General features: G+C 40.2%; 12 protein-coding genes, 1 tRNA gene and 1 pseudogene. 5 read left to right on the top strand and 9 right to left on the bottom strand.

Going from position 1 to position 11,817, the window contains the following annotated elements; all coding sequences use genetic code 11:
* The first annotated feature begins 1 nt into the window (after position 1).
* The gene (locus INT03_RS06760; RefSeq protein WP_193008337.1) at positions 2-1,555 is read left to right on the top strand and encodes an ATP-dependent nuclease; all 1,554 of its coding nucleotides are present in this window, start codon (positions 2-4) and stop codon (positions 1,553-1,555) included.
* Between the two features lie 258 nt (positions 1,556-1,813).
* Positions 1,814-1,912 (top strand): annotated as a pseudogene (locus INT03_RS14925) (resolvase); the annotation flags it as partial.
* Positions 1,913-1,920: 8 nt separating this feature from the next.
* On the opposite strand, the gene INT03_RS06755 reads toward INT03_RS14925, so the two are convergent.
* Positions 1,921-2,802, bottom strand: coding sequence for an IS982 family transposase (locus INT03_RS06755; RefSeq protein ID WP_089111072.1), 882 nt, complete (start codon positions 2,800-2,802; stop codon positions 1,921-1,923).
* A gap of 209 nt (positions 2,803-3,011) precedes the next feature.
* Here INT03_RS06755 and INT03_RS06750 point away from each other — a divergent pair, with 209 nt between their 5' ends.
* Entirely contained in the window at positions 3,012-4,349 is a 1,338-nt protein-coding gene (locus INT03_RS06750; protein ID WP_089111068.1) for an FAD-dependent oxidoreductase, read from the top strand.
* A gap of 78 nt (positions 4,350-4,427) precedes the next feature.
* Here INT03_RS06750 and INT03_RS06745 read toward each other — a convergent pair whose 3' ends face one another.
* The 6 genes from INT03_RS06745 to INT03_RS06720 all read right to left on the bottom strand — a co-directional run bounded on the left by INT03_RS06745 (position 4,428) and on the right by INT03_RS06720 (position 8,597).
* Positions 4,428-5,378: an HD domain-containing protein gene (locus INT03_RS06745; RefSeq protein WP_095570166.1), complete on the bottom strand. Its 951-nt coding sequence runs from the start codon at positions 5,376-5,378 to the stop codon at positions 4,428-4,430.
* 3 nt (positions 5,379-5,381) lie between these two features.
* Positions 5,382-6,374: a type I-F CRISPR-associated endonuclease Cas1f gene (cas1f, locus tag INT03_RS06740; protein ID WP_095570167.1), complete on the bottom strand. Its 993-nt coding sequence runs from the start codon at positions 6,372-6,374 to the stop codon at positions 5,382-5,384.
* 176 nt (positions 6,375-6,550) lie between these two features.
* Positions 6,551-6,871, bottom strand: a complete 321-nt coding sequence (locus INT03_RS06735) for a hypothetical protein (RefSeq protein ID WP_095570168.1) — start codon at positions 6,869-6,871, stop codon at positions 6,551-6,553.
* 10 nt (positions 6,872-6,881) lie between these two features.
* Positions 6,882-7,172: a hypothetical protein gene (locus INT03_RS06730; protein WP_095570169.1), complete on the bottom strand. Its 291-nt coding sequence runs from the start codon at positions 7,170-7,172 to the stop codon at positions 6,882-6,884.
* Positions 7,159-8,370 carry an Arm DNA-binding domain-containing protein gene (locus INT03_RS06725; RefSeq protein ID WP_095570170.1) on the bottom strand — a complete coding sequence of 404 codons (1,212 nt, stop codon included), beginning with the start codon at positions 8,368-8,370 and terminating at the stop codon, positions 7,159-7,161. The genes INT03_RS06730 and INT03_RS06725 overlap by 14 nt, the downstream gene beginning before the upstream one ends.
* 11 nt (positions 8,371-8,381) lie before the next feature.
* A complete protein-coding gene (locus INT03_RS06720) occupies positions 8,382-8,597 on the bottom strand; it encodes a hypothetical protein (RefSeq protein WP_075107543.1) in 216 nt (71 codons plus the stop codon).
* A gap of 150 nt (positions 8,598-8,747) precedes the next feature.
* On the opposite strand from INT03_RS06720, the gene INT03_RS06715 reads away from it, so the two are divergent.
* Positions 8,748-8,972, top strand: a complete 225-nt coding sequence (locus tag INT03_RS06715; RefSeq protein WP_095570171.1) for a helix-turn-helix domain-containing protein — start codon at positions 8,748-8,750, stop codon at positions 8,970-8,972.
* 241 nt (positions 8,973-9,213) lie between these two features.
* Here the strand turns inward: INT03_RS06715 and INT03_RS06710 are convergent.
* Positions 9,214-9,290 (bottom strand) — tRNA-Val (locus tag INT03_RS06710).
* A gap of 306 nt (positions 9,291-9,596) precedes the next feature.
* On the opposite strand from INT03_RS06710, the gene INT03_RS06705 reads away from it, so the two are divergent.
* Positions 9,597-10,574, top strand: a complete 978-nt coding sequence (locus tag INT03_RS06705) for a glutathione S-transferase family protein (protein WP_193008336.1) — start codon at positions 9,597-9,599, stop codon at positions 10,572-10,574.
* 106 nt (positions 10,575-10,680) lie between these two features.
* Here the strand turns inward: INT03_RS06705 and hemB are convergent, their stop codons facing one another.
* A complete protein-coding gene (hemB, locus tag INT03_RS06700; protein ID WP_109589282.1) occupies positions 10,681-11,688 on the bottom strand; it encodes a porphobilinogen synthase in 1,008 nt (335 codons plus the stop codon).
* Positions 11,689-11,817 lie beyond the last annotated feature (129 nt).

Genomic DNA, 11,817 nt, shown 5'->3' with positions numbered 1-11,817 from the left:
AATGAAGAAGCCAAGTAATATTTTAAATGCAATCGTTAATGAATGGGTAGACTCTACTGAGATATCAGGAGATAGATCCCGTTCTTTGGTTAGCTTTTTAGATAATTATTATGCTCTTATTGAAGAAGACAATACTAAAGAAGAAAAGAGACATGAAGAATTAAGAGCCAAAGCAAAGATTGGTGAATCGTCCGATCTAGTCCTTGACACTCTGGATGCAAGAATGCCAGTTTTTATTCTTTTCAATAATTACTCAAAAGTAAAACCATTAATTAACCTAGATCATTTATACAAAAGGTCAGAGAGTGGTTTGTTAGATGATGAATATTATGATTATGGGAACTTATGTCTTTTAAAGTTTCTAGGATTCGATGTAAAAGAACTATCTGACTTTGGTAATACTCCAGTCCCAAATGCTAATAATCCAAAAGCATTGAAGGACTACCAAGACAAACTAGATAGGAGGAGTTATTTGTTAAATGCGGCAAGCATTCATCTCACGAGAGAAATTCGAAAAATATGGATGCCAAACCCTAACAGACCAGAAGCCGATAAACTAAGAGTAACAGCTGATGGTCAGTACTTGAAAGTTGTTGTAGAAGACGATATGGGTGTCGATATTGAGTTAGATCAACGATCAGAGGGTTTTCAATGGCTTGTGTCGTTTTTTATAATTTTCTTTGCAGAAGCTGCGGATAAACATAAAAATGCTATTCTTCTTCTAGATGAACCAGGCATGAGCCTTCATGCTTTGAAGCAACGAGATTTTAGAACAACAATATCAAGATTAGCGGAACAAAACCAAACTATCTATACCACTCACTCTCCATTTCTAGTAGGGCCTGATGAACTAAATATTGTCAAAGTTGTGGAAATGAAAGATCGTAGTGATGGTACTAAAGTACATAATACAATTAATTCAAGCGATCCAGCGGCTCTTCTCCCTCTCCAAGAAGCATTAGGATACGATTTGGCTCAAAGCTTATTTACGCAAAAGAAGAATCTAATTTTAGAGGGGCTAACAGATTACTGGTATATAGAGGCAGCGTCAGCACTTTTACGCGCAAAAAAAATAGCTGACTTGAACGATAAAATCTCTCTAGTTTTCGCTAATACAGCTGGCAAAGTAGTCTACTACGCCACCATACTACATGCTCAAAATTTGAAAATTGCAGCTTTACTTGATTCTGATAGTGCTGGAAATCAGGCAGCTACTCAAGATAGCTTGGTATATACTCTAGGTAATAAAAACATCCTTCGAACTAAAGACTACTGTCAAAACGTTACTTCTCCAGAGATAGAAGACTTATTGAGAGATACACTTGTTAGAATCGTAGAAACAGAATATTCAATCGACTGTAAGTCGATAGCAGATTCGCAGTCCACAAGAGGTATTGTGAGTATATTTCAATCACAAGTTCCCAACTTTTCAAAATATGACTTAGCCAAACATTTTATTAAATGGTGTAAGAGTAATGACGCTTCAAGCCTTACAGAAGATGAGATAAGCAATTGGACTAAGCTCATTGAAAATATCAACAAAGTGCTAAAATAAACTAATCATTTAGGTATGTACGGATAGGACGTTCTTTATTAAAAAAAGCAGGATCTTTTTTAATGCGTCCAACCATTTCATCAACTTATACCTCAACGGAGCCACTTCAACCCCTTATCATTAGTCTATACCTAAAACATAAAACCTTTAAATAATAATTTATCTATCATTAGACTTGTATCTGATATTAAATGATAGCAATCTCTTGCTGTTATCAATGAACATTAATTATTAAGTCTAAGTAATAGAGGTAGCGTTATGACCGTTCGTATTTATGTGAGAGCCAGCACTAAGGATCAAGACGCTACCAGAGCATTAGCTGATTTGGTGGCTTTCAGTACAAGTTATGATGATAAACCCCACTCTCAACTTGAAATAAGCAACTCAAACTGAAGTGGGGGATTACCTAACTGTTTATTGATTACAAAGCAGAAGTTATGAGCCAAGATTTTACGCATAAATCTGTGGGATAAATGCCATAAATCTCTCGCTCTCACCTTTTGCATATTAAACCGCTGTGATAACTGACCAATCACCGTCTCAATATTGCGACGAGCATTTTTAAGACGATTAAGTACACTGATTGGTCGTTTATCGGGCATATTTTTTCTAAGCGGTGTTTGCAAATCAACACATCGCTTAAAGCAATACTCAGATAAATCAGGGCTAATATAGCCCATATCTGCACCTAACAAGCCTTTGATATTATCAAGCATATCAGGTGCCACTAATCTTTCATCTATTCTGGCAGAGGCAAAGGTAAAATTGGTTATCATGCCCGATAGATTAATGAGTAAATGTCCTTCAAAGCCGAAATATTTTTGTTGCTTTGAGGCGCAGTAACTATAACTACCTTCGTATTTGAAGGTTTTATACCGATACGCTCTGGCATATTGGCATACAGGAATGGGAAAGCCATCGATAAAATGAATGTTGTCTTGTCCATACTGTTTAACGATATGCTGTTGTATCAAAGTTTTTACCTGTAACAAATTGACGCACTGCTTGGCAAAGTTGGGATATGAGCCTATTTGTGGAAACCATGTTTGCCAATGCTGTTTAAAATACTGATGGATTTGTGAGTCGGTGTCCATCTGTAAAAACTCACCCACTATCTCCATGGTAATAATTTCACTGTCGGTTAGCTTTGGTGCATATCCGCCTTGTCTTAGCCGGTTTGTTACAATCTTTTTGTAGTAGTCATCTACCATTAGATAGATTTTAATGATAAATTCGTCGATGGGCATGGCTTGTTCTCTAATCTTTTTGGTCATTGATTAAAGTTTAAGTTCATGCCTTTTTTGTTTCAACCCCGCTTAAAAGTGTTGAGAGTGGGGTATTAATATGTTAAATTTTATTAATAAAATTGCATATCTCTACTATATCATTACACTATGGAGCAAGTTCTATTTAATCATAAAACTTATAATCAATCATAAAAACAGAGGGGCTCACAGTGACCATAAAACACATCGAACATCTGATTATCGGCTTTGGCAAAGCAGGTAAAACTCTGGCACAAGCTTTAGCCAAGACAGGCAAATCCGTGATTTTAGTGGAGCAGTCCGCTACCATGTATGGTGGTACCTGTATCAATATTGGCTGTATTCCCTCAAAAAAATTAGCCTTCTTAGCTTATGGTCATGACGTACAACCATCACTTGCTCAAGCAGTTAGCAAAAAGAACGATTTAATTGATAAACTTAATCATGCCAACTTTGAGAAAGTTGATAGTCTAGATAATGCCGAAGTGATTACAGGCAAAGCCAGTTTTATTGATAATAAAACCGTGCAGGTCGTCACCGATACTGACACATTGACCATCACTGCTGATTATATTTACATCAATACAGGGGCGTATAACTGGCAGCCGCCGATTGATGGGTTAAAAGACAGCAAATTTGCCTACGACAGCACCCGTATCATGCAACTAACCGATTTACCAAAACAGCTCGTTATTATTGGTGGTGGCTATATCGGGCTAGAGTTTGCCTTTATTTTTGCAGGGTTTGGCAGTGAAGTGACGATTTTAGAAACAGGCGATACCTTTTTACCACGAGAAGATGAAGATATCACCAAAACTTTACTCGCTATCATGGCAAAACAGCATATTACAGTCAAAACTAATCAGCAAATCAAAAAAATAAGCGATAGTGGACAGCAAGCCACAATTACCACCGCTGATAGCGAACTGCATGCCGATGCGATTTTGGTTGCTACAGGCCGCAGAGCCAATACCGAAGGGCTAAACCTTGAAAAAGCGGGCATTGAGCTTACCGATAAAGGTTATATTGCTGTCAATGAAAAATTACAAACCAACGTGCCGAATATCTATGCGATGGGCGATGTGGCAGGCAGCCCCCAATTTACCTATATTTCGCTCGATGATTATCGTGTAGTTAAAAGCCAAGTATTGGGCGATGGCAGTTACACCACCAAAGACCGTACTTTCCCTTATGCGGTGTTTGTCAATCCGCCACTTGCTAATGTCGGTATGACCGCAAAAATGGCAAAAGATAAAGGTTATGACATTAAAACCGCCACACTAGATGCAGCAACTATTCCTAAAGCCAATATCTTAGAACAAGCTGATGGGCTGCTTAAGGCCGTAGTAGATGCTAAAACTGATAAAATCTTGGGTGTGCAACTGTTGTGTGCCGAGTCGCATGAATTGATTAACTTTATGGATTTAGCAATCCGTCAAGGCTTAACCTACCAGCAGGTGCGTGATCATATTTTTACCCACCCTAGTATGAGTGAAGCATTGAATGATTTGTTTGCTGCTATCAACTAACTGTTTTATAGCGAGGTTAGACGTTGCTTATAACGGCTAACCTCATTTACTTTCAATATTCACTCACTTTATATCCGCTTAGTTAAAACTTAAAAATTCTTCTGCACTTGTTGGATGAATGGTAAATGTCTCTTCTAAATCTGCTTTAGTAATACCAACTTTCATTGCCAAAGCAAATCCTTGTAAAATTTCATCCACATCTGACCCGACGGCATGAATGCCCACCACGGTCTCATCGCGACCTGCACAGACAATTTTAACTGTCGATGATGTTATATCATCGTGTGCAACCGCACGAAACATGGGCATAAATTTATTAGTGTAAGTTTTTACATTTACTTGACCATGGGCTTTAATCGCCGCTGACAGTGGGGGGCGGTGATGAGTGACAATCAGCCAAGCAACCCACTGTGCTAGGGGCGGCATAGCTTTTATATTGACGACATCTTTATTAGCATTAGATAGTAGATTGTCTATATTGTTATTTTCTAACCATTCATTTAAATTCATTAAATGGTCAAGCCATGCTTCGTCAGTGCTGCAATCGCCAATCATCAGCTCAAACAGTTTTAATGATATCCATTCATGCCGATAAGAGTCGCCTTGTTTACTACCGACAAGGAGTTTCTTTTGAAAACCAACCGTTGATTTGCCAATGTCGTGCAGTAGCGCAGCAATGGTAGCAATGATTTGGATACTACTGGCATACGTCCAATCATTCTCCCATTCACTGTGTAAGATATTACGCTTAGTACGGTTCACAGGAACCACACCAACCTCATTAAACCGCCGCTTATTACCCACAATCCATACCAACTCCGTCAGCTGACGAGTCTTATTACGATGACAGCTGACCGCCGTAGATTTGGTCGCTGACTTACGCAAGAGCTGCTTAACCGTCTGTAGCCCATCCTCAGTAATAGCCGTCTGCCAAACGTTATCACCAATGCGGTTAGCAAAGGAGTCTAAGATACGCCGTGTACGCTTAAGTGATTTCTTCTCACATTGAGAGACAAAGGTAACAATCATTTTCTACACTTTCCACTTAGTCATCGCCAACTGTTTAACCACCTCAAACTGATAATCCAGCGCTTTGTGCTTGGTAAACATATTAATGCACTCTTGACGAAACTCTTGCTCGCTCATGTTTTCGCTAGCGCAGATAAAGGCGAGGGGTAGCACCAGTGCGTCCTTGATAATATCGGCAATATCGAACACCAAGGCACCGCGCCGTGTCTTACCATGCATCACCGCAAAACCGTGCGGAATGCCAAGCGTCCATGAGGTCGTGGCACCGAGACCGTACGCCAGATAGTTGCCATGATTTAAGAAGCCGTTAGCTTTATCGATACCATCGTGCTCACGGGTAAAGCCATCATAACCCGTATTTTTGGCAGCTAGCTTATACAGTTGCTTGGTCAGGCGGGCTTCCAATTGCAATAAATGCATAACCTCTGTCTGCTTATCGATTTGCTGAATATTATCATTGAGCAGTTTCTGTATCGCATCGATATTGCTGTCAAAACCCCACCGTTTAAGGTCGCTGTCTTTATTCCATACCGCTTGCAGATAAGCAACGCGAGCTATTTGCAACTGCTTGGCTGCAGCAAGGCGTTTATCATCATCCCACCACCAGCTCATCCAACCTTGAATATATCCAGTCGGTCGATACTCGCTTTGCGGAGTCATCCACTCAACATAGACCTCACGCTCTGTGCCCATAAATAACGGCATACCACCACCGCCGCAAAAGCCAACTAACACGCCTGCTTGTGATAGAAGGCGCATCGCCGCTTGAGTAATGGAGGTGCCTGTACCAAGTAGAATGGAGGTAGTGTTAGCGATAGGAATATTATAATAGAGGTTAGCTTTGTCATCTTCAGTAAGATATAACACACGTCCGTTCTTTTGCATGACTCGGCAATGCGACAGGTAGTAGATATTTGCACGTTTGGAGTGCAAAATGGTTTTGAGATCTGAAGAGACAAAGCTATTGTCGGTATAGGCATTATTGGGTTTCGCCATTATAGTTCCGTCTATTAACAGTGATAAAAAATTGAATATGAATTCACTTTAACGAAACTTTGTTGACAAAACAATATTTAAAAGGACATTAGCGACAACAGATGTCGTTAAAGTTTTAAAAAGCAATAAGAAACCAGACAACCTAAGTTGTCTGGCAATAAATTTTTTCTAAAAACCTATCTGTCTACAATAAGCTGTCCACCAGAAAAGCTAATACACCCCTCACAAAACCAAGAATTTAATCTCCTTGCATAAGGTACATCTGCTGGGACATCTAATTGATAGGGACGACCACAGTACTCACAGTGTACGTCATCTAAATAAACCTGACATTTTGCAAGTGTAGCAAATAAAACATCAGTCTCCGTGTTGTGGTCATAACAAAGCAGTTCTAAATGCGCTATATAATCACTGGGCGACGCATAGGACCAATACTCATAGCACAGACGCTTTGCTGTATCCTCCAGAGCTGAATCAAAGACGAAGTTCATACTCATAATACCCTCCTTAGTATCCATAGCCAGTTTGAGGTAGGAGCTCGTAAAGCTTACTCTGTAGCTGACTACACATATCATCAACGACATAGTCAGGATTGGCCTCTAAGCGCATTTGAACCCATATGCGCAGCGCCATATGATTATCAAAGCAACTATCAATACTTAGGAACCTAGCCAAACCAGTACCTGACTGAATGCAGAGCTCACAGATGAGGTAGTTAGCAATATTATCTGCGCCATTACTGACATAGCCACTAGGTTTAAACGTCGCATGCAGTTTATCGTAATCAATCATTTTCATTGTGAGGCCCCTTATCGGTAGATACCTGAGCAATCTGACTGCGATTGACCAATGCTTCAAACGCACTACCATCCTGTCGAGTCATGTTCGGTACATAGCGACTATATGTATTAAACAGCATCTTGGTTGTAGAGTGTCCCATTTGACTGGCAATCCATTCAGGACTTTCGCCAGCAGCCAACCATAGCGTTGCTGCGGTATGACGGGTCTGATAAGCATTGCGCTTCTTCAGACCTAAAACCTTAAGAGTAGGGTGCCAAACACGCTTATTCACATTGTTGTAATCAAGTGGCTCACCCGTATGTGCGCAAAACACATAGTCAGATCGCTTATAAGTGATGGTCTGCTGTTCCTTCAGAGCATCGTAGACCCAAGGTGACATTTGAATTGCACGATAAGACTCTTGAGTTTTAGGAGGAACAATTTTGCCTTTAACATAAGCTTGTTTGATCACAATCTCACGTCGATTAAAGTCAATGTTCTCCCACGTTAACCCATCAATCTCACTCGTACGCATACCTGTAAAAAAACGTACCAGATAATAATTGCGATAGTCTGCTCTCACCCCATTAATAAACGTCCAAACCTCACTTAGTGTGAATGGTTGGATATCCGTTTTAGGTTGCTTGAGCGCATTGATATCGTAGTAAGGATTATCAAATTTATAGCGTTTAGCCGCTTCTTTTAGTATCATACCCAAAGGTACCATTATCGAATTGATGCGTGCCGCTGACAGATGTTTGTTAGCTTTTCCGTACGTTACTTTGGCGAGCGATGAACGGAAGGCTAATACATCTGTCTTTTTTATGAGATGAATGGGCTTAGTCCCAAACTTAACAATCAAGTACATATCAATAATCTCCTTTATTTTGCGCTTGTAAGTATCACGCCATTCAATTTCTTTTTCAGCAAACCATAATTCTGCAAACTGTTCAAAAGAAGGCGTATCGGTACTAATGCATTCCTTGCGGTCGTTTAACGCTACCATCTGTGCCGCTTTATCACTTTTTGGAAAGTACTTAGCGTAGTTGAACAGTCCTAAGATGATTTCTGCTTCCATCTTCTCAATCACTTTTTCAAGCTTCTTGCGATTTGCTGGTGTGTCTGTTAGGTTTGTTGTCTCCCGACAGCGTATACCCATGTAATAAAAATCGACAAATAGCATATTGCTCCCTCTACGGGTTCTAATACTAGCCATCCTATTCCTCCTTATTGTAGTGCCATGGCATTGACGCTACCGGCAATGCCAGTGCGCATATCTTTTTCAATCTCTTCCCAAATGTACAAAATTTTACGACCACCGAATGGGCGTATATAATGAATGCCTTCGATAAGCACGCTATCTTTGAGCTCATTACGGATAGTACGAGGGTTATATTTGATGAGCTCAGAAAGCTCTTGGGTAGTTAGGTAGGTATGTGACATAATAAATTCCCTGTAAGCCAATTAAATAACTAGGTTGTTTTATCGAGATAACAAATAGTTTTATAAAAGTAATTTGTTGTTCGATAGAAGTACTTTACTAGCTATTGTTAGTTGATGCAAGTACTTTTTTAGTCTATTAAGGAATTATTAATGATTTTATGTAATTTACCAGTGCTACTAGCTGAACGACGTATGAAGGTGGCAGATCTAATAAGGATGACAGGAATTAGTAAGTCGACAGTGCACAAGATCTATAACGAACAGACTTCAAGAATAGATTTTGACACTATGGATAAAATTTGTGAGGCACTAGATATTGAAGTAGGTGATTTATTTACTTATGTACCTAACGAGTCGCTAGATAAAGAGAAGTAAATCAATTTTGAGATTGCTTTAGATAGTTTAGGGTAGAGGTCAAAAGTGCTACTCTGAAAGAAAGGCGAAATAGATAGCAGGCGCAACTTAGGCACAATTTGGGCACACACGTTTTTTGATGATGTTTGCTGAAAGTGAGAAAAGAGGTAATTTGAATCGACGTATAGTTTCCTTTTCCGCTACAGCCCATATTTCACGGACAAAAAAAAGCCCCAATCTTAAGATTGGGGCTTTTCGAATCTGGTAGGCGTAATCGGATTCGAACCAACGACCTCTACCATGTCAAGGTAGCGCTCTAACCAACTGAGCTATACGCCTATTTAGGTTGAGTATTCTATCAAGTTTTTGAGACTTTGCAAGCTTTATTTCTAATAAATTTTTTTATTAGCATAATAATGATTATCACACTTTATATTAAGTGACTTTTAATATTTTTTTATGTAGTTATATTAAATAGTGATTGAAATTGGTTTATTTTTTATTGTCAGTAGAACTACAAATCCTAATAGCTAGGCAGTATATAACTGGTATCATTCTCAAAATAAAGTGAGGATAGTGATAATGACTTCACAGTATGCATATTTCACAAAAGTTATATCAAAATAGAATGTTGAGGAGAGTGTTATGGGTCTATTGGTTGATGGTCAATGGCAAGACAAATGGTATGACACAGAGGCGAGCGGTGGACGTTTTGAGCGAGAAGATGCCGGTTTTAGAAATTGGGTCACGGTCGATGGCAGCGCAGGCTCATCAGGTGTTGGCGGTTTTAAAGCCGAAGCTGATCGCTATCATTTATATATCTCGCTTGCATGTCCTTGGGCACATCGTACCATTATTTACCGTCAGCTAAAGCGTTTGCAAGACCTGATTTCGCTGTCAGTGGTGCATCCATTTATGGGCGATAAGGGCTGGACGTTTGCAGAGGGCGAGGGCGTGATTGCTGATCCTATTGTAAATGCTAATTACTTATATGAGATTTATACGGCGGCAAAGCCTGACTATACAGGACGGGTGACGGTGCCCGTATTATGGGACAAAAAAACCAATACCATCGTCAGTAATGAGTCCTCTGAGATCATTCGTATGTTTAACTCAGCTTTTGATGAGGTTGGGGCACTAGCAGGTAATTTTTTACCAACCGAGTTATTAGCAGAAATTAATGCAGTTAATGAGCTCGTTTATTCTACGGTCAATAATGGCGTTTATAAAGCAGGATTTTCGACCACACAAGAGGCTTATGAAGAAGCGGTGACGGAGCTATTCGATGTATTAGAGACGCTAGAGGCACGTTTGACAGACCAGCGTTATTTGCTAGGTAATACGATTACTGAGGCGGATTGGCGCTTGTTTACTACGCTGGTGCGTTTTGATGCGGTATATGTCGGACACTTTAAATGTAATATTCGCCGTATTGTTGATTATCCCAATCTTTGGGGTTATTTGCGTGATTTATATCAAGTGCGAGGTATTGCAGAGACGGTAAGCATCGAGCATATTAAGCAGCATTATTATACTAGCCATGCCAATATCAATCCCACGCGTATCATTCCTATTGGTCCAGTGCTTGATTTTAATGAGCCACACGAGCGTACACGTTTATAAGTTCTATTGAGGTATTAAAATAAGACCAATAAAAAATCGCGCCAGCTGATTGATCACAGTTGGCGCGATGAATTGACGGTATAAATAAAAAGCTGCTTAATTTATATTACGCATTATTCAATTGACGAGCGGCTTCTAGCGCAAAATACGTCAAAATTCCATCAGCACCCGCACGGCGGAAACCAATCAACGATTCTAAAATAACCGCATCGGTTAGCCAGCCGTTCTGAATCGCAGCCATATGCATCGCATATTCGCCAGACACTTGATAAGCAAAGGTCGGTACGCCAAAGGTGTTTTTAACTTCACGAATCAGATCTAAATACGGCTGACCCGGCTTAATCATCACCATGTCTGCACCCTCGGCTATGTCCATCGCCACTTCGTGCAACGCTTCAGCACGATTACCGAAATCCATCTGGTACTGTTTCTTGTGTCCACCTTTTAGGTTGCCAGCACTGCCGACTGCATCACGGAACGGGCCATAGTATGCAGAAGCATATTTGGCAGAGTAAGCCATAATAGCGGTATTCACAAAGCCTTCGGCTTCAAAGGCGTCACGCATGGCCTTGATACGGCCATCCATCATATCACTAGGCGAGATGATATCAGCACCAGCGCGAGCGTGTACCAATGCTTGCTTGACCAATACTTCGACCGTTTCATCATTAATCACATAGCCTGAATCATCAAGCAGTCCATCTTGACCGTGCGAAGTATAAGGATCTAACGCCACATCGGTCATTACTACCATTTCAGGCACAGCATCTTTGATCGCTTTTACGGTACGAGCAGTAAGGGCATTTTCATCATAAGCTGATTTACCGTCGGGTGTTTTTAAGGAATTATCAATAACAGGGAAGATGTCGATGGTAGTGACGCCCTCGCTTAATAATTCTTTGGCATAGTTGATCAGTAGGTCAATCGATAAGCGCTCGACGCCTGGCATACTAGCGATTGCTTCGCGCTTATTTTTGCCTTCTAAGACGAAGACAGGGGCGATAAAGTGCTTAGGATGCAGCTCAACTTCACGAATCATCGCGCGTACGTTATCGTTGTAGCGTAGTCGACGTAGACGAGTTTCAGGGAATTGACGGTTAAAGGTATAAGTCATGATTTGTCCTCATTAGATTTTAGTCATTGTTATTTATCAGCTTGATTAAATAAGCTGTTTTGAAGCATATGTTTTTTTATATCACGGACATTAATAAGTGGATAAAAGTATGTGTAAGCTAATTTCCCT

It is taken from the genome of Psychrobacter sp. PG1, from assembly GCF_014897815.1.
GTDB lineage: Bacteria > Pseudomonadota > Gammaproteobacteria > Pseudomonadales > Moraxellaceae > Psychrobacter.
The sequence above is the reverse complement of the archived record's forward strand: the minus strand, read 5'-3'. Positions and strand labels throughout refer to the sequence as shown.